Source organism: Bordetella tumulicola, from assembly GCF_054779135.1.
Window position 1 is genome coordinate 633,960 of the sequence record NZ_BAAGYU010000010.1, and the last position, 20,395, is coordinate 654,354.

Below are 20,395 nucleotides of genomic sequence, written 5' to 3' on the forward strand. Positions count from 1 at the left end.
CAGTTGTACGAAAATACAATGGTGGCATCATTCAAAAAGATCAAGGAGACAGGAATGTCGAGCTCCCTATTGGTGGTGACCGCGCATGTCGGCGATTTTGTCTGGCGCTGTGGCGGCGCTATGGCGCTGCATGCGCAGCGTGGCGTTCCTGTCCATTTGATTTGCCTGAGTTATGGCGAAAACGGCGAGTCGAATGCGGCTTGGCAAGGATCCGAGCCGGTGGCGCGCGATACAGTCAAGCAATTGCGGCGTGCCGAGGCCGAGGCAGCCGCCAAGATCCTCGGCGTAGCCTCGCTGGACTTCTATGATTTGGGCGACTATCCCTTACCTGATTCGCCCGAGGCCATATCGCGTATTTCCCGAGCCATGCGTGCGACAACGCCCGCGGCGGTGCTGACCCATCCGGAGCATGATCCCTCTAATCTGGATCATTGCCGGACTTATGAAATGGTGTTGCGCGCCCGTATGCACGCGATGGCGCCCGGGCACGGGGCCGACCATGTCGTGCCGCCACAGATTCTGTGCTTTGAGCCGCACCAATCCGAGCTGTGTGGTTTCAAGCCAAATCTGCTGCTGGAAATCACCTCGGTGTGGGATCAGAAATGGCAGGCCATGCAAGCGATGCCGACACAGCGCAACCTGTGGGCGTATTACGAGCGTGTGGCCTTGCAGCGTGGTGCGCAAGCAGGGCGGCGCGCCAAGAGTACAGGCACGCTGTATGGCGAAGCCTATCAGAGCATTTTCCCTGCCGTGGTGTCCGCCTTCGTAGAGTGAACATCATCCCGATGACGTGCAATGCCAGCCCCCACGCGTGAGGAGCATGCGCAACGTCGGGACGGGCAGCGTTTTACCTCAAAAAATCTACAGCAATGAAACTCAGGAGGAGCATGATGAAGAAGAAAATTTTGGGTGCGGCTGCACTCATATTGGGAATGTTGCCTTTGGGCCAGGCCTTGGCCGAGTATCCCGAGCGCCCGATTCGGATGGTGATCCCCTTTGCGGCGGGCGGGCCGGCGGATTTGGTAGGGCGTGAGTTCGCCACGTTGCTGGGCCAGAAGCTGGGGCAGACCGTGGTGGTGGTCAACTTGGGCGGCGGGCATGGTGTACCCGCGCTGAACCAGGTCTTGGGCCAGGACGCCGATGGCTATACCTTGTTGATGCCCGCGTCGGGCAACATGACGGTCCCGTCCAAGGTGATGCAAGACAAGGATGTCTTGGCGTTGTTGGCGCCGATCAGCTTGCTGACGAAAAGCCCGCACGTCTTGGTGACGTCCGCCAAGCTGCCCGTGAAGACGACGCAGGAGCTGATTGATTATGCCAAGGCCCATCCGGGCAAGGTTAACTTCGGCTCCGCAGGGGTAGGCGGTGTTGCGCACTTGGGCATGGAGTTGTTCAAGAGTCAGGCGAAGGTCGATGTCGTGCACGTGCCGTATCGTGGGACGTCGCAGGTGATCACGGACCTGGCCGCAGGACAGGTTCACGCGTTGTTTAGCAGCATGCCGTCCTTGAAGCCGATGATTGATCAGGGCACAGTGACCGCGCTGGCGATGAGTGCGCCGAGCTCCGGGAGCTATACGTCTACATTGCCCGTGATTACCGAGACATTGCCGGGCATGGAGTACACCACTTGGTATGGCTTGTTTGCCAAGGCCGGCACGCCTGCGGAGATCGTGGAAAAACTCAACCAAGCCGTGGTCGACACGTTGAAGGATCCGGAACTCAACAAGAAGTTTGATCCGCAGGGTGTCGAGTTTGTCTCGAGCAGTCCGCAAGAGCTTGCCGATCTCGTGCGTAAAGATACCGCGAAGTGGACCAAGCTGATTGAGGAAGCCGACATTCAAATTGATTGAGTCGGATAGCGTTGGCCGTTCGAGTGGATAGGAGGCCAGGCCGGCCTCCATCTAGACGTTAATCACTCAAGCGTCCAGCGCCAGTGCCCGGTCCAAGCCTCGCAAGAGCGCCACCACCGTATCCAGGTACGGTGTGGCAATACCGAGCTCTTGAGCGAAGCGTTGCGGTTGGCCCAGCAACGCTTCAGCCTCGATTCGCCTGCCTAGCAGCACATCTTGCAGCATGGACGGCCGTCCATTCGACGCCAATTGCGTCTCGGCCGCCCGGAGGGCGTCCTCGTCGGTGATCGGTGATCCTAGCGCGCGTGCAATGTTGGCCATCTCAAGCGCCAGTGCGCGCTGAATGTCGGGTAGGCCGGGTATCTGTGCACAGTGGGCCGAACCCAGTCTCGTCAATGCGCAAAATGGGCTTCCAATCGCATTGCGCAACAGCTTGCGCCATATCTCGTAGCGTATGTCGTCGGTTGTTTCTCCTCCCAGGCCTGCTCTGCTGAATAGCTCCGCAAGCTGCCCCGCGCGTCCTGGCAAGCGTCCGTCTGGTTCGCCGAAGACGTAGCGATTAACGCCTCGGTGCAAAACATGTCCGGGGGTTTCGACTTCGTTGGCCGAATAGATGACGGTCCCTATCGCGCGCTCGGGACCGAGGCGATTCCAGAGCGCGCCTTCGGGATCGAGTAATGGCAATGCGTCTGAGCCCTGTTGCCGTCCATAGTTCCACCACCAGGGGATACCGTTGGATAGAAAGGCCACCACGCCATCAGGCGCCAACAGACGCCTCAAAGCGTCGGCCTGAGCTGGCAAGCTCGCGGCCTTTAGCGCGACCAATATGATGTCTTGGGGCGGCAGGGTAGCAGGGTCGTCGGTGGCATGATCGAAATGTGCGTGCCACTGCTCACCGTCAGCATGACGCAACGACAGTCCATGTGAACGAATGGCGGCGAGGTGAGCCCCGCGCGCGACAACACTGATTTGACCAACACCCGCATCAGCTAATCGCACCGCCACATTGCTGCCAACTGCACCAGCGCCAAATACGCAGATCTTCATGTCGCCCCCAGTCCGAAGCCCGCCCGGTCGAGATTTCTCCTCGGTCGCGGGTACGTCGATCGTCCATTGTAAATACCGCTAATGTTTGTACAAATCGATACAGGTTGGCTGGGTTTTGAAATAGGTCGCACAGTATGCTTGGCCGTCCGGTTGACAAAAGGATACTGACAATGAAACCGAAAATAGCGCTGATCGCTTCTCTCATTGCCAGCTGTGCGCTGGCCTTTACCGCTCAGGCGGCGCCGCCCGAGGGTAAGGGGCAGGGTAACAGCGCAGGGAATTCCGGCAAGGGTGGCAATGGCAACTCGCATGCATCGGACAAGGGTAATTCTGGCAAGGGAAATTCCGGTAACGGAAACTCGGGCAACGGAAACTCCGGCAAAGGAAATTCCAGCTCCGGAAAGTCGAACGCCGGTAATCAGAGTGGCGGCTCCCAGGCGAGTCAAGGCGGGGGTAAGAACGCCGATCGTCGTTACGACGATCAAGGCCGGTATTACGACTATTTTGATGATCATCGAGACCGTCAAGGCCATTTGCGTGGTGATGATTCGTTCAACGATCTCGTGTACGCGGGTATCACCGCCGCTCTGGCACGCGAGTATGCGCTGGATTACGGGCTGGGTGGCTACTCTGACTTGCCACCCGGTATTCGAAAGAACCTGGCTAGGGGCAAGCCTTTGCCTCCGGGTATTGCCAAGAAAACAGTCCCGGGTTCGTTCATGGGTCGCCTACCAAGTTACCCGGGTTACGAATGGCATGTCGCTGGTACGGACCTGATCCTGATCGCTGTAGGTACCGCCGTGATCGCCGATATTCTTTACGACGTGTTTGATTGATTAGGCGGTTCTGCCGCCGACCGGCCAAGCGGTCGCGATATCCTCAGCTTGGCCGGTCGCCCTTTAGCGTGATGCGGTGCATGACGCGGCGAAATCCGTGATAGTCATTGATCGGGTTATGCATGGCGCAGCGATTGTCCCAGAATGCGATAGCGTTGGGTGACCAGGCGAATCGGCAGGTGAATTCTGGTTTGACTTGATGCTCGAACAGGAATGACAGGAGCGACGCGCTTTCCTGGTCGCTCATACCTTTAATGCCTGCGGTGTGTGCGACGTTCACATACAAAGCCTTGCGGCCCGTTTCGGGGTGGGTACGCACGATGGGATGCTCGGCAGTGTGGTTTTGAGGCGCGTCCATTTTGCCGTCGGACTTGATGCGGTCTTCGCGAGTGCGTGACACGTCGGCCTTGGCCGACGTACTGATGCCGAGCAAACCATCCAGTAGTCGCTTCATGGTGTCGGACAAGGCCTCGTACGCCAGGTATTGATTGGCGAACAGCGTGTCACCGCCGTAGGGAGGAATCTCTCGCGCCAGCAGCATGGACCCCATGGGAGGTTCTTCCAGGTATGTGGTGTCGGAATGCCAGATTCCGCCGAAATTCGAGCGCTCGTTTTCCAGCTTTTTCACTTCGATAATTTGAGGGTATCCCTCCAGTCCACTGACAAAGGGATACTCGATAGGCGTTCCCATGGCGTGTGCGAAGTCCAGGAACTGCTGTTGAGTCAGATCCTGATCCCGCAGAAAAATAACTTGATGATCAAGCAATGCCTGACGCACGGCCGACGCCTGCGAGGCGTCCAGTTTGTTGCGCAAATCGATGCCGCTGATCTCCGCGCCTAATGCGCCGGCGATTCTCCGGGTTTCCATAGTGTCTCCGCGTTTGGCGTGCCCAGTTCCGACCGGGTGCCATGTCTGTGTATGATTGGTACGTACAACGATAAAACATACGGAGACAATATGCGAATTATCCCCAAAATGGTAGGTTCGATCCTTGCTACCACCTGTGTCCTAGGGTCGGCCATGGCCGCCGAGGCCTTTCCTCAAAAGCCTGTGAGTCTGGTCGTGCCACAAGCCCCTGGCGGCGCGTCGGATTCGTTGGCGCGGATCATTGGGCAGGCGTTGGGAGAGAAATGGAAGCAACCCGTGGTCGTGGAAAACCGAGCCGGCGCGGGTGGCAACATCGGCATGGAATACGTGGCCAACGCCGGTAATGACGGCTACACCCTGCTGATGAGCTATGAGGGTTCGCACGCGATCAATCCTGCGCTGTACAAAAATTTGCCGTTCGAGGTCAAAGACGACTTTGCGCCCGTTGCCACTCTGGCCACCTTGCCGTTCGTCGCAGTGACCAATCCCAAGACCGGCATCAAGAACTTATCTGACTTGGTGAAAGCCTCTAAACAAGCACGCGTGACTTATGGATCGGCGGGTAATGGGTCGGTTAATCATTTGCTCGGCGAGATGTTTAATTCCGCCGCCGATATCAAAATGGTGCATGTACCGTATCGAGGGGCGGCACCCGCGATCAAGGATTTGCTGGGCGGTGAGATAGACGTGGTCTTTACCAGTCTGCCGTCGGTCAAGAGTCATATCGATTCGAACACCCTGGTGCCGCTGGTCGTGACTAGTGCAAAGCGATCACCGAATGCCCCTGACATTCCGACCATTGCGGAGCAGGGCTATCCATCGTTTGACGTGAATCCCTGGTTCGGTTTGTTCGTTGCGTCTGGCGTCAGCGCCGACAAAATTCAGCTCATGAATCGCGATATTCGCGCACTGCTGGAGACGCCCGAGATTCAGAAGAAATTTGCGGCGCTGGGTGCGGACACCTATATCACGACACCCGAGGAGTTTGGCAAGCAGGTCGACGGAGCGCTCGCGCGTTGGGCGGATGCGGTAAAGGCCTCGGGCGCGCAGGTGGAGTGATTCAGGCGGTCTGTGTGCTAGAGCCGTGGTCCCGCGCACAGCGCGGCCCGGCATTGCCTGTCGTTTTGCTTCAGCCTCGTGCGCCTCACTCTGCAGGGGGCGAGTCGTTGCGGGATGCGCGTAGGCGGCGTACGTGTTCATCGACCTGACTGCGCAGTTGTTCGATTCGCTGTGGATCGGCAGCAGTCGCCGCCGAGGCGCGCAAGTGCGATGTCAACTTGGTCAGCTCCGCGATATCGGCGTCGCGCGAAGCATCGCTGACTCTTCGGGTATGGCGGCGGCTCAGCAAGTCAGCGAAGCGATCGCGCAATGCCACGGCCGTCATCGCCCGCAGAGGCTGTTTCAGAAAGGGGGGCCATCCCAACGCTGCGCCGGCTGCTAACGCTGTCGTCTTGACCCACGCTGCGCTGGATCCGCCGCCGGGCGCGGTGCGGATGAAAGAGCGGACCAGTTCCTGCCGATCATGCTCCATTTTTACCAGGAGGGCCTGTCGGTCAGCTTGCGTGGTCATCGGCATAATGACTCCGGGCAGTGGCGATATCTAGCCGCACCTGGCGGCTAAGTTCGGAAAAAGGCGAATCTTTTGGCGCGTTGCGACTGGCGATGGCCAGCGAAATCAACGTGATCACCAGCCAAGCAGCCGCCACCAACCAGGCGGCCAGCGTGCGGGAGTCGGTATCCCAGAAACTGACGATCGTGGCCACCGATACAAAGCTCAGTGTTCCCAGTCCGCAAAACACTACGCTGACGCCGCTGATTAGTGTAGAAAGCAGAGCCGCCCGATAGAGCGACAATTCGATGCTGACCAGTTCCAGGTAGTCTCCTGGGCGTTCCGCGGCAAATTTTGCGATGTGGCGCAATCGGCGAAATCGTTCTGAAATCATGGCGTCTCCTTAGGCGTTGCCACATCTGATGCAGCAAATAGCATGCCAGTCCGCCTGCGCTTCTGTGGAGAGGATAGATCTGCAAGAGCGGGCCGTTCGAGGCGGCGTACCTGCCGCTGCGCACGCTACATTCCGCCCGCCGACCTGTAGGCATACCGATTGAGGGACGGCCCGTAGGTCTGACGACGCCTTCGACTACGGTATTGGTGGCACCGCGTCACCTCACCGGGTACAGGACTTGCTAAATCGTCTGCGTCTCGATTCCAAGGGCAACCATGCCGACAAACAGAAAAATCAGGACACTCAAAACAAAGACCGAAGCGGCTTCCCCACCAGCCCCTCGCTCGAATGCGGTGTCGCGCTTTTTCGATCATTCTGCCGCGAATGTCGCTAAATGGGTCGGGTCGTCCGTGGCATTCGGATCGGCGCTGCTGGCAGTACTGATCTGGGCCGCCGCTGGGCCGGCCTTTGGATATTCGGAGACTTGGCAACTCGTCATCAACACTGGCACGACGATTATCACCTTTCTGATGGTTTTTTTGATCCAGCAAAGCCAGAACAAGGACGGCCGTGCTCTACACCTGAAGCTGGACGAACTGCTTATTGCACTGAAGGACGCCGACGAGGCATTCGTGGACGCTGAAGACCTCGATGAAGACAAACTGAGGGCGCTGGCTGCCGCTTGTACTGCGCGCGCGCGCAAGCTGGCACGACGCAACCGCCGACAAGTGCGTGGTTCTAGAAAATCAGCTTCAGCACCCCAGTGATGGTCAGCAAGCCCACAATGAAAATAATAGCGATGATCCAAAGGATGATTTTCATTCGTCGGTCCTTTCAGCGATGGATAGCACTGCCAATACGACGCACGTACCGTGCCCAAGCCTAATCCCGCCGGACACACCAGTATCGACAGCATACTCCCTGGGTGGCAGCACCGAGCTGTCTTTTTCAGGACTACCAACGTGGAAATCTGTCACCAGTCGGCGCTATGGCTGTGTGAGTGCCGCGTCCTGTGCACACCGCAGCAACGTGCTCACCCAGCGTCCTCGTTGCGATTGATTGCGCCATAACAGCCCCAGCTCGCGCGGCGGCGCCAATTCGCCGTCTGGACATGACACGGGCGGAACCGCAAGCTTGCACAGGTGTTCACCAGCTAACCCCTGGCCAATATCTGGCACTAATCCGACGCCCAGGCCCCGTTCGACCAGCAAGGCAATAGCCATGATGGAATTGAGCTCGATCCGCTCGTGCGGCCGTATGCCTTGGGCCTGTAGGTAATGTTGCGCCAGGCTGCCGCCCGCCAACTGCCTGTCGTAGCGCACCAGGGGCTCGTTGCGCAACAGTTCGAGAGGATCGCGCTGGGCATCGCACGCTCGCGCCAGGACCACCAGTGGCTCTTGGCGCAGCGGTGTCCAGCTTACGGTCTTGGGCAGGTCGAACGATAGCTTCAGGCACAGAGCCGCATCGAGCTCCGACTGCACCAGAGCACTGTACAGCGTCGGTGTGATGCCGATACGAAGGGCGATGCGCACTCTAGGATGCAGGGTGGTGAAGGCTTGCAGGACGTCGGGCAGGAAACCGTGCAGTGCCGTGTTGACTGTGCCCAGTCGTAACTCACCTTCGTCTTCGTCAGTGACAACCCAGTCGCGCAGCGCGTCGGCGTCTTGCACGAGAGTGTGGCCTCGTTCCACTAGCCGTTGTCCGGCCGCAGTAGGCTGGACGCTACGACCCTGGCGCACCAGTAGGGAAACATCCAGTTCGCGCTCGAGCGCGCGCATCTGCTGGGCCACGGCGGCAGGGCTGAGGCCCAGCTGTCGTGCGGCTTCCGACATCGAGCCGGTGGCGACCACTTTCAGAAAGTGATTTAAGTAGCGGATATCCATTGCCTGTATTTTCTTTCATTTGATGATAGCGGCGCATACTGTATTGCCACGGCAGTGTCGGACGACAATATTCTATTCGGGCCCGACCGGCCCCGTATGCAGAACAAGGAAATCCAATGAGTCGCTTCGCCCCGCGTTCGCCTTCCCGTCGCCATGCGCTGGCTGCTGTACTTGGGCTGACCGCCATATCGATGGCGCCCGCCTGGGCACAACGCACCAGTGCTGTCCGCATCATTGTGCCATTCGCCCCGGGAGGGGGTAACGATGTGTTGGCCCGCCAGTTGGCGCACGGTCTGAGCCAAATGTTCAAGCTGGACGTGATCGTAGAAAACAAGCCCGGGGCCGGTGGCAACCTGGGCTCTGAGCAGGTGGTGCGGGCCTCACCGCAAAGCAATACCTTTTTGTTGGGCCATACCGGTACGGTGTCCATCAACCCGGTGCTTTACAAGGACTTGAAGTTTAATGCTTCGACTGACTTGCGGCCGGTCGCCATGTTCGCGTCCTCGGCCCTGCTGCTGGTGGTGCCGGCTGAATCGCCCATCAAAAATGTTGCGCAGTTGGTCGATGCCTTGGGTACCAAGGGCTCAGACATGGATTACGCATCCAGCGGTACGGGTACCGGCGGTCACCTGACTGGCGAGATGTTCTTGCAGACCCTGGGTGCACAGGCCGTGCACGTGCCCTACAAGGGTACCGCGCCCGCGCTGGCGGACGTCGCTGGCGGGCTGGTCGATTTCAGTTTCAGCGTCATCCCCGCCGCCATGGCGCTGGTTAAGTCCGGCAAACTGCGTGCCCTGGCCGTGACCAGCGCCAAGCGGGCGAATCTGATGCCTGATGTTCCCACCATGATCGAATCAGGCGTGACGGCACTGGCCGATTTCGAAAGCACGCTGACTTACGGCATCCTGGCGCCCAAAGCCGCGTCCGCAGAGGTGGTGCAGCAGCTTGAGGCAAAGATACTCGAGGTTGCCGCCACCCCCGAATTTCAGTCTAGGCTGGCGGTGGAGGGGGCCGAGCCCATGCTGGGCAATAGCGTCGAATACGCCCGCCGGATCCAGGAAGAAAGCCGCAAGTGGGGTCACGTAATAACCGTTTCCGGCGCATCGGTATGAGCGCGGGCACGCCCGGGATGGCAGTCTCCTTGATTGAACAGTGCCTCAATCCGGCCGGCGATACCGAACTTTTTTCGGACCGGCAATGGCTGCAAGCACTGCTGCGCTTTGAGGTCGGGCTGGCCAGTGCCCAGGCGGCCGCGGGCCTGGTGCCTGCATCGGCGGCGGCGGCTATTGCCCGGGCATGCGCAAACCTCGAGTTGGACAGCGCTGATTTCATCGAGCGGGCGCGCCGCACGGGCGCATTTGGCATCGGGCTGGTTGACCCCATTCGTGGCATGCTGGCCCGCCACGATCCCGATGCGTTGCCGTACTTGCATTGGGGCACTACCACCCAGGATGCCGTTGACACGGCTCATGCCTTGCTGACCAAGACCGCACTGCTTGCCGTTCTGGATGAACTGCAGGGGCTGGTCACCGCTTTGCGCACGCTCGCCCATACCCATGCGGCCACGCCAATGATGGCACGCAGCTTGCTACAGCCCGCTCAGCTCACTAGTTTCGGTTTCAAATGCGCACAGTCCGCCGCCGCCTTGCAGCGCAGTGTTGACCAACTGCGTACGTTGGCGCCACACGCTCTGTGCGTGCAATTGGGAGGCGCTGTGGGCAACCGCGCCGCGATGGCTCATCGCGCCGTCCAAGTGGAACTTGTCCTGGCCGCCGAGTTGGGACTGTGGTCCTGCGGACAAAGCTGGCATACGCAGCGCGATGCCTGGACGAGGCTGGCGCTGGAAGCTTCCGTGTGCGCGGGCAGTCTATCCAAACTGGCGCGCGATTGGTCGCTGATGTCTCAGTTCGAAGTGGGCGAATTAGCTGAGACACCGCGCGGCAGGACGTCCAGCGCTATGCCTCATAAACGCAACTCCGTGCATTGCATGCAGGTCATCGCCCAGACTCAGCCGGTCCCCGGGTTAGCGGCATCGCTGCTAGACGCCATGACGCAGGCGCACGAACGGGCCATGGGCGAATGGCACGCCGAGCTGTCGTCCTGGGCGCCGCTATGGCGCCGCGTGCATGGTGCCGCCGCCGCGATGCGTCGGGCCGCCGAAGGCCTGCACGTCGATGCTGCACGCATGCAGTCGCATATCGACGCGCTGTACGAGGTCATTTTCTCGGAAGCCTGCTCTGATGCGCTGACCCCTATTGCGGGTCGCGAAGCGGCGCAGCAAGCCATCGAACAACTGGCGCCGCAAGCCCTGGCGCAACGTCAGCCGCTGTCGGCCCTATTACAGCAATGGGTCGAAATCACTCACGGGACCGAACAGGCACGCGCTGCAGCACAGGCCTTGGCAGCGGCCACCGATCCACAGCACGCCGTACGCGCCTCGGCCGCGTGTTGCCGAGAACTATTGCGTACGCTTGATGCCGCCGTATCCTCTTCTTGCAATTTGGAGCCTCACCATGTCTGATTCCCTTCCCACCGACGCGCTAGAGCGTGGTCTGGCAAACCGACGCAAGCTTTTGGGCGATGCGTGGGTGGACCGCTCGGTCGGCAACGCCAACGTTCTGAACGTGGAATTCCAGCGCATGATCACATGCTATGCGTGGGACAGCATCTGGAGCCGGCCAGGGCTCGATCCCCGTACACGCCGCATCATGGTGCTGGCCATCACCGCGTCGATGGGTCGCTGGGAAGAATTCGAACTACATATCCGTACTGGTTTGCAGGCACCGGTTGACTCTCCTGACGCGGCGGCACTCGATCTGGATACGATCCGCGAAGTGCTGTTGCAGACCGCCGTCTATGCTGGCGTGCCGGCCGGCAACACCGGCATGGCGATCGTGCTGAAAGTCCTGGAGACACTGGACCGCAGCCCACCCAAAGTGGATTTCTGGACGGGTCGCCCGGTCGCGTAAAGCGGGTCGTTGATCAGTTGATTGGAGCGATCGGCGCTGCCCCCGTGGGGTTTCGGTCAAGGGGTGGGGTCTGTCGGTTCCGCTCCGTTCACATGTCGTTCCGGTTTCAGGAATTTGACAGTCATTCTCCTTTCAATGCCAGGTCGAGACCGAATAAGATATAGAGGTAGCTTTGTTGGGGTTAGCGCTCAAACACTGGCTGCGGTCGGGCGGCATTCAAAAGACAAGGAGATGGCAATGAAGAAAGTTCTTGGTGTCTATAGCGCTCCCCGCCCTCATTGGGTAGGGGACGGTTTCCCCGTGCGCAGTCTCTTTTCGTACCAAACCCTCGCAAAGCAGCTCAGCCCTTTTTTGTTGCTCGATTACGCGGGGCCCGCTGAGTTCACGCCCACCACCCGGAAACGCGGTGTCGGACAGCATCCGCATCGCGGGTTTGAAACGGTCACTATTGTTTACAAGGGCGCGGTCGCTCACCGCGACTCGACGGATCAGGGCGGCACGATTGGTCCGGGCGACGTGCAATGGATGACGGCCGGTGCGGGAATTCTTCATGAAGAATTCCATTCTGAGGCCTTCATGCGCGATGGCGGCACCCTTGAGATGGTGCAACTATGGGTAAACCTGCCAGCCAAGGACAAGATGGCCGCACCGAGTTACCAGGCAATTGTTGATCGTGACATACCTGCCATCCCTCTGCCAGATGCCGCCGGGACGGTTCGAGTGATCGCCGGGCAATATGCTGGTACAGCAGGCCCCGCAACAACTTTCTCACCCATGCACGTCTGGGACATGCGTCTGAATCAGGGAGGTATCAGCGAGCTGGATGTGCCTGATGGTTGGAATACGGCACTGGTTGTGTTGCACGGAACGGTGCTGGTCAATGGCGACACCGTGGCTCGTGAGGCACAAATGGTAGTGCTGGATAAGGCCGGTAGTCATTTGTCCATTGAAGCGAATAACGATGCAGTCTTGTTGCTTTTAAGTGGGGAGCCTATTGATGAACCCATTGTTGGCCACGGCCCATTTGTCATGAATAGCCAAGACGAAATCAGCCAGGCGATAGCCGACTTCAATAGCGGCCGCTTCGGACAGATGACGGCGGCATGAGTGAGCCTGCAGTTGCTTTAACCCGTTAAGTACGAGCTTGCGGGCAACATGCATGAGTGCGAATCCAGCACTCGTCCACTGACACATTAAGGAAGACCAAAATGACCACTCCTTACAAACGTCTAGATAAAGCCCAAGCTGCTGTGTTGCTGGTCGATCACCAAACGGGCTTGCTTTCCCTGGTTCGCGATATCGATCCCGATAAGTTTAAAAATAATGTGCTGGCTATGGCTGATCTGGCGAAATATTTCGAGTTGCCGACCATACTGACCACCAGCTTCGAGGATGGTCCTAATGGTCCGCTGGTGCCAGAGTTGAAAGAAGCGTTTCCCGATGCGCCTTATATCGCCCGCCCCGGCCAGATCAATGCCTGGGATAACGAGGATTTTGTTAAAGCAGTAAAAGCCACCGGCAGAAAGCAGTTGATCATCGCAGGCGTCGTGACCGAAGTTTGCGTGGCGTTCCCGGCGCTGGCAGCCATCGAGGCCGGGTACGACGTATTCGTGGTGACTGATGCTTCGGGTACTTTTAACGAGATCACACGCCATTCGGCATGGGATCGTATGTCGTCGGCCGGCGCGCAATTGATGACATGGTTCGGCCTGGCTTGCGAACTGCATCGTGACTGGCGTAATGACATCGAAGGCCTGGGTACGTTGTTCTCCAACCATATTCCGGATTATCGGAACTTGATCAATAGTCACACCAAGTTCACATCCTGAACCGCCTCTGAACCCCAAAAGGTAGGCACCGATCCCACCTTTTGGGGTTTTTCCTGGCGTTCTTTCGCGATTTTTCCAGAAACTGGAACTGGGTGCGCCATTGGTCAAGCGTCGCGATTCAGCGCCCAGCGCAGCTTTTCCCTCCATCCACCGGAAGGCAAACACCGGTAATGTATTTTGCCTCGTCCGACGCCAGGAATAACGCCGCATGAGCGACGTCCCAGGCGTCACCCATCTTCCCCATTGGAGATGCGGCATGGCGCTGGCGGCGCATTTCCTCTATATCCTCGAATTGGCCGGATATCTGTCGATATATCAAGGGCGTGTCCATCACCCCCGGCAGGACGGCGTTGACTCGAATACCGTCCTTGGCATATTGCACAGCCATTGCGCGCGTGAGTTGATTCAGTCCTGCCTTGGCCGCTGAATAGGACGGGTAGGGATAGCGGTTGACCTGGATCGAGGCTAAAGAAGAAACGTTTACGATCGCGCCGCGTCCTTGGGATAGCATCACCGGAATGACATGCTTGCAGGTAAGGAATACGCCTGTCAGATTGGTGTCCAGGACACGCCGCCAGCTCTCCTCCGAGGCCTGGACGACATCGCCCATTTCGGTGATGCCAACGTTGTTGTGCAGCAAATCAATCTTGCCATGATCTTGGGTGATTTGCTCTACGACTTTCTTCAAGTCTGTGGATGAGGTCACATCGGCCTGTAGTGCGACACATGTGCCGCCCTCTTTCAGAATGAGATCGCGCGTGGCCTGCGCGGCGTTCAGGTTTATGTCTACGGCATAGACGACTGCCCCTTCGCGTGAATATAAAGTGGCGGCGGCTTTACCGTTGCTCCAGCCGGCTTCGCCAGAGCCGGCTCCCATCACCATGGCGACCTTGGAAGTTAAGCGATTTCCCATCCGTCAATCCACCGCAATGTTGGCAAACTCAGCGACCTTTTTCCACTTGGTAATATCATTCTTGATCATGTCGCCGAACTGGTCAGGCGTATCGGCAATGACATAGGCGCCGAGGGCTTCATATCGTTTTTGCGTTTCTGGATTTTTTAGTGCGCGAACGGCCGCTGCGTGCAATTTATCTAGCACGTCCTTTGGTAAGTTGGCCGGTGCGAGAAGGCCGTTCCACATTTCAGCGTCGTACTCGGGTAGTCCTACTTCAGCCGCGGTAGGCACGTCAGGCAACTGCTTCAGGCGTGATTTTCCTGCAATCATGACGGGTATCAGATTGCCCGCCAGCATGTGTGGCATGGATGACGCCGCGGTGTCCCAGATCATATCGACTTGACCGCCGATAACGTCGTTAAGTGCCGGTCCCGTTCCTCGATAGGGCACGTGCAGGATCTTCAGGCCCGTCATCGATTTGTAGTATTCCATGGCCATATGCGTGGCGCCCCCATTGCCTGAAGACGCGTAGGTATGCTTTTTTGGCGAAGTTTTCAGTATTTCCACGAAGGATGCATAGTCCTTTCCGGGGAACATCTTGTTCACCGCAATAACGCCCGGCACCCGAATAATCTGAGTGACAGGCGTGAAGTCACTATAGGCGTCATACGGCAGGTTTCGGTACACGGCCGAGTTTGTTCCGTTGGTGCTGGAGGTGCCCAGCAACAGCGTATAGCCATCCGGCTTGGCGCTCGCGACGACTCGAGAGCCAACGGTGCCGCCGGCACCCCCTCTGTTGTCTACGATGACGGTCTGGCCCAATTCCTTGGACAATGCATCCGCCATGATGCGGCCGACGACATCGGATGTGCCGCCCGGCGGGAACGGGACGACCAAGGTGATGGGCTTGTTGGGATAGTCCGTTTGTGCGAAAGCGGGCGCCATGGGGGCGCTTAGAACAAGGGCGGAAGAAGCTGCCAGCATTATTGATTTAATAGTTTTCATCATTTGTCTCCCTGCTGCAGAGTTTGTGCCGCCGACACCTTTGTCGGCGGCGTTGAAGCCTAGGCGATACGATCGCCGGGCTTGATCTTTGCTGCGCGGTTATCTACACCGGGCAGCATCTTTGATGGGTCACGAGTGACAACAATGTCTATGACGGTAGGGCGATCTGTGCAGGCGGCACCAGACTCCAGCGCGGCGCGAATGTCAGCGGGATCTTCGACACGAATACCTTGGCACCCCAACGCTTGTGCCACGTTGGCGTAATTGGTGTCGACCAAGTCGGAAGACTGGTACGCACCTTCTCCGTACATCAAATGTTGTAGTGCCTTCACGTAACCGGAGGCAGCGTTGTTCACGACCAGCAGTGTGAATGGCAATTTCAGTCTGACCGCGGTCTCCAATTCACCAATGGACATATTGCAACCACCATCACCTGTCAGGCTCAGTACCCGTCGGCCGGGGGCTGCCAGTGTGGCGCCAATGGCTCCGGGTATGCCGTAGCCAATCGAGGCAAAGCCGCGATCTGGTACAAAGGAGCGGCCTGGTCGCTTTGTGTCAAACAGAAGCCCACCCCAGTGCGCCGCAAAGCCGCCATCTGCAATCAGAAGCCCATCTTCGGGAAGCCAATCGTTAATTTCATGCAGCAAGCGTGCCATGCCTACTGGCCGCTCGCTTGAACGCAGCTTATCTGCCACCGAAGCACGCCATTCGTTCATGCGCTTGCGGGTTTCCGTCGCCATATCACCGCGCGCCGCGGTATTTTGCATAGAGAGTATCTGGGCTTGAAGCTCCGGAAGCGTAGCCTGGATATCGCCCCACAGACGTACGTCGGCGGGCGTGGTTCGATCGAATTCTTCCGCCAGGATATCCAGGTGAATCAGTGGCACCCCGCTGGGCAACAGATCAAAACGGCGCGTCGCCACCTCTCCCAATTTGCAGCCCACAACAAATAGGCAGTCCGCTTTCGCAATCAGGTCGTTTGCGATGCGGCTATAGCGTCCAAAAAGGCCGGCGTTCAAGTCATGCGTGCAAGCGATGGCGCCTTTTCCACTTAACGTGTGCGCCACAGGAATATCGAGCTGCTCAGCGAAAGCCTGCAAGGTTTGCGCGGCATCGCTGAGATGGACGCCACCTCCGCACAACATGATGGGGCGACTGGCGCGGGCCAAGAGAGATGCCGCCTGCTTCAGCGCCTCGGTGTCAGGTCGAATACGAAGCGCGGGAATGCGTGTTCTCGCGGCATTGGCGGTGAATTCTGATGCATTAAAGGTATAGGTGTCGTGTGCAATGTCTTCAGGGATGTCCAGTACAACGGGGCCTGGCCGGCCGTGGGTTGCCACTGCAAACGCACGGCGCACCAATTCTGGAATACGCTGGATGCGCTCTATGCGGATCAACTCTTTGCACACAGGGCGCAACAGCTCGACTTGTCGCGTCTCTTGCGTCATGTTTTTCCAGGAGTGATCGCGATGTGAGTCGCCAACCTGGACAACGAGCGGAGATCCTGCGTTTAACGCCTCGGCCAGGCCGGTGACCAAGTTGGTTGCGCCGGGTCCCAGGGTGGCATCGCACACACCGGGGCGGCCCGTAATTTTGGCATATGCATCAGCGGCGAAAATCCCGCAGCGCTCGTCATTAATGAGGTAGTGCGTCAGCCCGAGACGACGTACCGCGTCATAAAACGGCAGCATCTGGAAGCCACCCATGCCGAACATTGGACCAACGCCATGGGCCGCATACATACGTGCGACTGCCTCACCGCCCGTGATTTCAAACTTATCCGACATATTGAGACTTAACTCCTTTTTGAGTTAGCTATCTACGCGTAGCGCAGCGTAAAAAGATTTCAGTGTTTGGCCAGGTTTCACCCCCAGCTTTTGCGCGGGTTCATTGGCTCGAGAAATGACCCCGTCGTGGTAGCACGAGCTGGCGTCGCCGATGCGTGCGCTATCGGCACTAACCGTCACTGCCGCAATACCGCGACGTGCTAGCGACGGCAAGCGCCCGTAGCCGGCATCGTCTTTCCCGCCCCCCGCATCATGGAAAGATATGACTCGAACGGGCACGTCAACACTGTCCGATCCGGACGACGCCAACAATCCCCCATGCGAGGCCGTGACGACAAGCGCGCCTTTATCATCGGGTGAAAGTAACGACACTGAATCGATACCGATGATCGCAACAGGGGCACCGGCCTCCAGTGCATGGCGGGACTCATTGATTGCGGTAGGCGGTTGGGCTGGCGCAAGAGACAGTGTGGCCAGTAAACGCGCAGCCTGAGAAACCCGCATCCCTGGTTCGCAGCCATGTTGCAAAGCGCATGCATTGGCGTGGCTGATCAAACCGTTGTCCATCATGTCCGCGCCGTCCCCGATACGCGCAGAGAAATGATCAACCGCCGCGGCTGCAACGCCATAGGCTTGGAGATAGCCCAAGGCAGCAACGCCCGAAGCATCTTTACCAATGCCCGCGTTGTTCAGAATAATCGCCGCGATACCTGCAGAGGCGGCCAGATAGCCGGAGTAGGCGCCTCCATGTGAAGCGGCTATCACCACCGCTGACCGATGATCAGCCTGAAGCTTCGTCACACTGTCCAGAACAACAACGGCAGTCAAATGCAACTCCATATTGTGGAATATTGATAGATACGATCTATCGCGATTTAAATTGCTTTATTGTTGATTTATTCTAGATATCAAGCATGGCTATTACAATATGGACTTCCACGTGATGGAATCAATTTAGCTTATGGTTAATCATCAACTCGTCCCGAAAATGCCAGCGGGCGCTCAAAGTCTTTCTCGCGTGTTGCGCCTGCTGAAGCAGATTGCCGCTGCGCCTCCTCGTGGTGCGGGGCTCAGTGATCTGGCCACTGCGACCGGTCTGACACAGCCAACCGCTCATCGCATGCTGGTCGCGTTGCAGCATGAAGGATTCGTACTGCAAGATTCGAACTTGAAGACTTACGCACTAGGACGCGAGGCATACGTCCTGGGATTGGCCGCGGCACGTCGTCACGGCATTTTGCAAATGGCCGAGGCCGGTCTTCAGCGGATCGCGCTGGAGACCGGGGACACGGCCTATCTCTCGATCCGCTCTGGAGATGATGCCGTTTGCGTGGATAGAAAAACTGGTGATTTCCCAATCAAGATTCTGACGTTGGAGCCTGGCCATCGCAGGCCCCTCGGCCTGGGCGCCGGAAGCCTTGCGCTGTTGTCATTTCAAAGCCAGGCAGATGTGGACGACGTCCTCAGCCGCTACGATTCGGCACAACATCCCGCTTACCCTTCTTTGGACGTTCTGCATGAGGATATTGCGCTGACACGTCAGCATGGCTATGCATTGAATCCTGGAAGAATCATCCCCGAGATGGTCGGTGTTGGTGTACCGGTGCTAGATGATCAAGGGGCGGTCAGCGCCGCGTTGAGTGTTGCTGCCATTAGGTCACGCTTGTCGGGCGCCAATTTGCAACGCGTAGTCGATATCCTGCACCGAGAAGCGCAGCAGTTGAAAGAAGCGTTGCGGATGACAAATATTTCGCTATAGCCAAATGAGCTGAAAGGGGCCCGCAGACCTGTCTTGTCTTGACGACGTGCGAGAGTTGCACGGTTACATGGGTGCGTTGCCGTGCATTGACATACGTGGTGTATGTTGGATATGGTTGCCAACATTCATCCCGTATGTCGGGCGGCATACGTCTCGGATCAGTTTTTTGGAAAAACAGATGGCTCAAAAGCGTGCGGACATGATTTCGGAGACCCGGGCCAAGCTCATCAAAGCGGCCAGGGAAGCGTTCGCGACGAAAGGGTACGCGGAAAGTTCGATGGATGATCTGACCGCTCAGGCCGGGTTGACGCGCGGCGCGCTCTATCATCACTTTGGCGGCAAGAAAGGGCTGCTGGAAGCGGTGATCGCTCAAATCGATGAAGAGATGACGGAGCGACTTTCGGTGATCATAGAACAGGCGGACTCCCCATGGGAGGGCTTCATCGACGAATGCATCGCCTACATCAAGATGGCGCTTGAACCCGAGGTTCAGCGAATCGTGCTTCTGGACGGCCCCGCGGTGTTGGGCGATCCGTCACGATGGCCCAGTCAGCACTCGTGCATCGTGAGTACACAGCGCAGCATTCAGAAGCTCATCGAAGACGGCGTTGTACGCCAGGTCGATGCGTTGGCGACAGCGCGCTTGATCAGCGGGGCATTATTGGGTGTCTCGTTATGGATCGCCAGCGCAAGCGACCCTCAGTCTGCTTCAGAAAAAGCCATACAGGGGTTTCAGGCGCTGACGACGGGGTTGCTGCTATAGGCGTCTTCCGCAGGCAAGTAATCTCCGGCTCACCCGCAAATCCGTCAGTGCGTTGATCGTTTGTGCCATGATTATGGGCGTGTCGCGCTCGATGATTGCTCAACGTCCGAGGTCACTGCGTCACGCGGCAAATCCGCCATCAATCAGCAGGCTCGCACCGGTGACCATGGCGGCTTCAGGTCCTGCCAAATATGCCACCATGGCCGCAATCTCCTCTGGCTGTGCATGACGCTTTACCGCCATTAGATCGTGCATGTCGCCGGCCATCGGGCCTTCGACGGGGTTCATGTCTGTGGCGGTGGGACCGGGCTGTACATTGTTGATGGTAATGCCGCGTGGTCCCAGATCGCGGGCCAAGCCGCGCGTCAGGCCCACAATGGCGGCCTTGCTCATCGCGTAGGTCGCGCCCCCCGCCCATGGCATGCGTTCCGAGTTGGTGCTGCCGATAGTCACAATACGCCCGCCTTCGCCCATGTGGCGTGCCGCCGCTTGCACACCGACGAATACCGCGCGGACGTTTACGGACAATGTACGGTCAAAATCTTCGAGCGTAAAAGTGTCGAGCTCGCCAAATATCCCCACGCCAGCGTTGTTCACCAGCACGTCTAAACGACCATAAGCCGTCACTGCCTGCTCGATAGCGGCGACCAGCGCCGCTGCATCGCTACTGTCTGCCCGTATAGCCAGGCTTCGCCCGCCCGCAGCGTTGATGTCGGCTGCAAGCGCCTCGGCTTCTGTGCTTGAGGAGGCATAGGTGAACACGACTGCCGCACCATCGGTGGCCAGGCGTCGCACAATGGCTGCCCCGATTCCTCGGGCCCCGCCGGTGACAAAGGCGACTTTTTCGGAAAGCGGGGAGGACGTTGGGTTGCTCGTGTTGATCATCATGGTGAAAACTCCTTGATATTAGATCTGGGAATAACAACTGCCGTATCGGTAGCGCTAGTATCAAAAATTCCAC

General features: G+C 58.2%; 23 protein-coding genes. 12 read left to right on the forward strand and 11 right to left on the reverse strand.

Annotation, left to right across the window (positions count from 1 at the left end; translation table 11 throughout):
- Positions 1–54: 54 nt before the first annotated feature.
- Together ACYVDM_RS20245 and ACYVDM_RS20250 are read left to right on the forward strand one after the other, a co-directional pair.
- Positions 55–774 (forward strand): PIG-L deacetylase family protein, encoded by a 720-nt coding sequence (locus ACYVDM_RS20245; protein WP_415788200.1) that lies wholly within the window; start codon positions 55–57, stop codon positions 772–774.
- Positions 775–887: 113 nt separating this feature from the next.
- Positions 888–1,850 carry a Bug family tripartite tricarboxylate transporter substrate binding protein gene (locus ACYVDM_RS20250; protein WP_415788202.1) on the forward strand — a complete coding sequence of 321 codons (963 nt, stop codon included), beginning with the start codon at positions 888–890 and terminating at the stop codon, positions 1,848–1,850.
- Positions 1,851–1,916: 66 nt separating this feature from the next.
- Here the strand turns inward: ACYVDM_RS20250 and ACYVDM_RS20255 are convergent, their stop codons facing one another.
- Positions 1,917–2,897, reverse strand: a complete 981-nt coding sequence (locus tag ACYVDM_RS20255; protein WP_415788204.1) for a ketopantoate reductase family protein — start codon at positions 2,895–2,897, stop codon at positions 1,917–1,919.
- A 170-nt stretch (positions 2,898–3,067) separates the two neighbouring features.
- Between ACYVDM_RS20255 and ACYVDM_RS20260 the strand changes: the two genes are divergently transcribed.
- Positions 3,068–3,733 carry an anti-virulence regulator CigR family protein gene (locus ACYVDM_RS20260; protein WP_415788206.1) on the forward strand — a complete coding sequence of 222 codons (666 nt, stop codon included), beginning with the start codon at positions 3,068–3,070 and terminating at the stop codon, positions 3,731–3,733.
- Positions 3,734–3,776: 43 nt separating this feature from the next.
- On the opposite strand, the gene ACYVDM_RS20265 is transcribed toward ACYVDM_RS20260, so the two are convergent.
- Positions 3,777–4,601, reverse strand: coding sequence for a TauD/TfdA dioxygenase family protein (locus tag ACYVDM_RS20265; protein ID WP_415788208.1), 825 nt, complete (start codon positions 4,599–4,601; stop codon positions 3,777–3,779).
- Between the two features lie 90 nt (positions 4,602–4,691).
- On the opposite strand from ACYVDM_RS20265, the gene ACYVDM_RS20270 reads away from it, so the two are divergent.
- Positions 4,692–5,660: a Bug family tripartite tricarboxylate transporter substrate binding protein gene (locus tag ACYVDM_RS20270; RefSeq protein WP_415788210.1), complete on the forward strand. Its 969-nt coding sequence runs from the start codon at positions 4,692–4,694 to the stop codon at positions 5,658–5,660.
- 85 nt (positions 5,661–5,745) lie between these two features.
- Here ACYVDM_RS20270 and ACYVDM_RS20275 read toward each other — a convergent pair whose 3' ends face one another.
- The gene (locus ACYVDM_RS20275; protein WP_415788212.1) at positions 5,746–6,171 is read right to left on the reverse strand and encodes a hypothetical protein; all 426 of its coding nucleotides are present in this window, start codon (positions 6,169–6,171) and stop codon (positions 5,746–5,748) included.
- A complete protein-coding gene (locus ACYVDM_RS20280; RefSeq protein ID WP_415788214.1) occupies positions 6,155–6,544 on the reverse strand; it encodes a phage holin family protein in 390 nt (129 codons plus the stop codon). Before ACYVDM_RS20280 ends, ACYVDM_RS20275 begins: the two co-directional genes overlap by 17 nt.
- A gap of 275 nt (positions 6,545–6,819) precedes the next feature.
- Between ACYVDM_RS20280 and ACYVDM_RS20285 the strand changes: the two genes are divergently transcribed.
- A complete protein-coding gene (locus ACYVDM_RS20285; RefSeq protein ID WP_415788216.1) occupies positions 6,820–7,311 on the forward strand; it encodes a low affinity iron permease family protein in 492 nt (163 codons plus the stop codon).
- On the opposite strand, the gene ACYVDM_RS20290 is transcribed toward ACYVDM_RS20285, so the two are convergent.
- Complete coding sequence (locus tag ACYVDM_RS20290; RefSeq protein ID WP_453889830.1) at positions 7,283–7,366, reverse strand: small membrane protein YohP; 84 nt, start codon at positions 7,364–7,366, stop codon at positions 7,283–7,285. The two genes, ACYVDM_RS20285 and ACYVDM_RS20290, sit on opposite strands and share 29 nt — an antisense overlap.
- A gap of 164 nt (positions 7,367–7,530) precedes the next feature.
- Complete coding sequence (locus ACYVDM_RS20295) at positions 7,531–8,427, reverse strand: LysR family transcriptional regulator (RefSeq protein WP_415788218.1); 897 nt, start codon at positions 8,425–8,427, stop codon at positions 7,531–7,533.
- 116 nt (positions 8,428–8,543) lie between these two features.
- Here ACYVDM_RS20295 and ACYVDM_RS20300 point away from each other — a divergent pair, with 116 nt between their 5' ends.
- From ACYVDM_RS20300 to ycaC, 5 genes are all read left to right on the forward strand, one after another.
- A complete protein-coding gene (locus ACYVDM_RS20300) occupies positions 8,544–9,539 on the forward strand; it encodes a Bug family tripartite tricarboxylate transporter substrate binding protein (RefSeq protein WP_415788220.1) in 996 nt (331 codons plus the stop codon).
- On the forward strand, positions 9,536–10,948 hold the full coding sequence (locus tag ACYVDM_RS20305) for a lyase family protein (RefSeq protein ID WP_415788222.1): 1,413 nt from the start codon (positions 9,536–9,538) through the stop codon (positions 10,946–10,948). The genes ACYVDM_RS20300 and ACYVDM_RS20305 overlap by 4 nt, the downstream gene beginning before the upstream one ends.
- Positions 10,941–11,396 (forward strand): carboxymuconolactone decarboxylase family protein, encoded by a 456-nt coding sequence (locus ACYVDM_RS20310; protein ID WP_415788224.1) that lies wholly within the window; start codon positions 10,941–10,943, stop codon positions 11,394–11,396. Before ACYVDM_RS20305 ends, ACYVDM_RS20310 begins: the two co-directional genes overlap by 8 nt.
- Before the next feature lie 237 nt (positions 11,397–11,633).
- The gene (locus ACYVDM_RS20315) at positions 11,634–12,503 is read left to right on the forward strand and encodes a pirin family protein (RefSeq protein ID WP_415788226.1); all 870 of its coding nucleotides are present in this window, start codon (positions 11,634–11,636) and stop codon (positions 12,501–12,503) included.
- A 101-nt stretch (positions 12,504–12,604) separates the two neighbouring features.
- Positions 12,605–13,225, forward strand: coding sequence for an isochorismate family cysteine hydrolase YcaC (gene ycaC, locus ACYVDM_RS20320; RefSeq protein ID WP_415788228.1), 621 nt, complete (start codon positions 12,605–12,607; stop codon positions 13,223–13,225).
- Positions 13,226–13,343: 118 nt separating this feature from the next.
- Here ycaC and ACYVDM_RS20325 read toward each other — a convergent pair whose 3' ends face one another.
- The 4 genes from ACYVDM_RS20325 to ACYVDM_RS20340 all read right to left on the reverse strand — a co-directional run bounded on the left by ACYVDM_RS20325 (position 13,344) and on the right by ACYVDM_RS20340 (position 17,740).
- The gene (locus tag ACYVDM_RS20325; RefSeq protein WP_415788230.1) at positions 13,344–14,138 is read right to left on the reverse strand and encodes an SDR family NAD(P)-dependent oxidoreductase; all 795 of its coding nucleotides are present in this window, start codon (positions 14,136–14,138) and stop codon (positions 13,344–13,346) included.
- Positions 14,139–14,141: 3 nt separating this feature from the next.
- A complete protein-coding gene (locus ACYVDM_RS20330; RefSeq protein ID WP_415788232.1) occupies positions 14,142–15,065 on the reverse strand; it encodes a Bug family tripartite tricarboxylate transporter substrate binding protein in 924 nt (307 codons plus the stop codon).
- Positions 15,066–15,184: 119 nt separating this feature from the next.
- Entirely contained in the window at positions 15,185–16,912 is a 1,728-nt protein-coding gene (locus ACYVDM_RS20335) for a thiamine pyrophosphate-binding protein (RefSeq protein WP_415788234.1), read from the reverse strand.
- Positions 16,913–16,936: 24 nt separating this feature from the next.
- On the reverse strand, positions 16,937–17,740 hold the full coding sequence (locus tag ACYVDM_RS20340) for a hypothetical protein (RefSeq protein ID WP_415788236.1): 804 nt from the start codon (positions 17,738–17,740) through the stop codon (positions 16,937–16,939).
- 160 nt (positions 17,741–17,900) lie between these two features.
- Here ACYVDM_RS20340 and ACYVDM_RS20345 point away from each other — a divergent pair, with 160 nt between their 5' ends.
- Together ACYVDM_RS20345 and ACYVDM_RS20350 are read left to right on the forward strand one after the other, a co-directional pair.
- Positions 17,901–18,671, forward strand: coding sequence for an IclR family transcriptional regulator (locus ACYVDM_RS20345; RefSeq protein WP_415788880.1), 771 nt, complete (start codon positions 17,901–17,903; stop codon positions 18,669–18,671).
- A 178-nt stretch (positions 18,672–18,849) separates the two neighbouring features.
- Positions 18,850–19,434, forward strand: a complete 585-nt coding sequence (locus ACYVDM_RS20350) for a TetR/AcrR family transcriptional regulator (RefSeq protein ID WP_415788238.1) — start codon at positions 18,850–18,852, stop codon at positions 19,432–19,434.
- Positions 19,435–19,554: 120 nt separating this feature from the next.
- Here the strand turns inward: ACYVDM_RS20350 and ACYVDM_RS20355 are convergent, their stop codons facing one another.
- On the reverse strand, positions 19,555–20,322 hold the full coding sequence (locus tag ACYVDM_RS20355) for an SDR family oxidoreductase (protein WP_415788240.1): 768 nt from the start codon (positions 20,320–20,322) through the stop codon (positions 19,555–19,557).
- Positions 20,323–20,395 lie beyond the last annotated feature (73 nt).

What these genes read in the sequence shown, in the direction of transcription:
- ACYVDM_RS20245 (WP_415788200.1), top strand. Translation starts at nt 55, where the DNA reads ATGTCGAGCTCCCTATTGGTGGTGACCGCGCATGTCGGCGATTTTGTC.
- ACYVDM_RS20250 (WP_415788202.1), top strand. Translation starts at nt 888, where the DNA reads ATGATGAAGAAGAAAATTTTGGGTGCGGCTGCACTCATATTGGGAATG.
- ACYVDM_RS20255 (WP_415788204.1), bottom strand. Translation starts at nt 2,897, where the DNA reads ATGAAGATCTGCGTATTTGGCGCTGGTGCAGTTGGCAGCAATGTGGCG.
- ACYVDM_RS20260 (WP_415788206.1), top strand. Translation starts at nt 3,068, where the DNA reads ATGAAACCGAAAATAGCGCTGATCGCTTCTCTCATTGCCAGCTGTGCG.
- ACYVDM_RS20265 (WP_415788208.1), bottom strand. Translation starts at nt 4,601, where the DNA reads ATGGAAACCCGGAGAATCGCCGGCGCATTAGGCGCGGAGATCAGCGGC.
- ACYVDM_RS20270 (WP_415788210.1), top strand. Translation starts at nt 4,692, where the DNA reads ATGCGAATTATCCCCAAAATGGTAGGTTCGATCCTTGCTACCACCTGT.
- ACYVDM_RS20275 (WP_415788212.1), bottom strand. Translation starts at nt 6,171, where the DNA reads ATGACCACGCAAGCTGACCGACAGGCCCTCCTGGTAAAAATGGAGCAT.
- ACYVDM_RS20280 (WP_415788214.1), bottom strand. Translation starts at nt 6,544, where the DNA reads ATGATTTCAGAACGATTTCGCCGATTGCGCCACATCGCAAAATTTGCC.
- ACYVDM_RS20285 (WP_415788216.1), top strand. Translation starts at nt 6,820, where the DNA reads ATGCCGACAAACAGAAAAATCAGGACACTCAAAACAAAGACCGAAGCG.
- ACYVDM_RS20290 (WP_453889830.1), bottom strand. Translation starts at nt 7,366, where the DNA reads ATGAAAATCATCCTTTGGATCATCGCTATTATTTTCATTGTGGGCTTG.
- ACYVDM_RS20295 (WP_415788218.1), bottom strand. Translation starts at nt 8,427, where the DNA reads ATGGATATCCGCTACTTAAATCACTTTCTGAAAGTGGTCGCCACCGGC.
- ACYVDM_RS20300 (WP_415788220.1), top strand. Translation starts at nt 8,544, where the DNA reads ATGAGTCGCTTCGCCCCGCGTTCGCCTTCCCGTCGCCATGCGCTGGCT.
- ACYVDM_RS20305 (WP_415788222.1), top strand. Translation starts at nt 9,536, where the DNA reads ATGAGCGCGGGCACGCCCGGGATGGCAGTCTCCTTGATTGAACAGTGC.
- ACYVDM_RS20310 (WP_415788224.1), top strand. Translation starts at nt 10,941, where the DNA reads ATGTCTGATTCCCTTCCCACCGACGCGCTAGAGCGTGGTCTGGCAAAC.
- ACYVDM_RS20315 (WP_415788226.1), top strand. Translation starts at nt 11,634, where the DNA reads ATGAAGAAAGTTCTTGGTGTCTATAGCGCTCCCCGCCCTCATTGGGTA.
- ycaC (WP_415788228.1), top strand. Translation starts at nt 12,605, where the DNA reads ATGACCACTCCTTACAAACGTCTAGATAAAGCCCAAGCTGCTGTGTTG.
- ACYVDM_RS20325 (WP_415788230.1), bottom strand. Translation starts at nt 14,138, where the DNA reads ATGGGAAATCGCTTAACTTCCAAGGTCGCCATGGTGATGGGAGCCGGC.
- ACYVDM_RS20330 (WP_415788232.1), bottom strand. Translation starts at nt 15,065, where the DNA reads ATGGCGCCCGCTTTCGCACAAACGGACTATCCCAACAAGCCCATCACC.
- ACYVDM_RS20335 (WP_415788234.1), bottom strand. Translation starts at nt 16,912, where the DNA reads ATGTCGGATAAGTTTGAAATCACGGGCGGTGAGGCAGTCGCACGTATG.
- ACYVDM_RS20345 (WP_415788880.1), top strand. Translation starts at nt 17,901, where the DNA reads ATGCCAGCGGGCGCTCAAAGTCTTTCTCGCGTGTTGCGCCTGCTGAAG.
- ACYVDM_RS20350 (WP_415788238.1), top strand. Translation starts at nt 18,850, where the DNA reads ATGGCTCAAAAGCGTGCGGACATGATTTCGGAGACCCGGGCCAAGCTC.
- ACYVDM_RS20355 (WP_415788240.1), bottom strand. Translation starts at nt 20,322, where the DNA reads ATGATGATCAACACGAGCAACCCAACGTCCTCCCCGCTTTCCGAAAAA.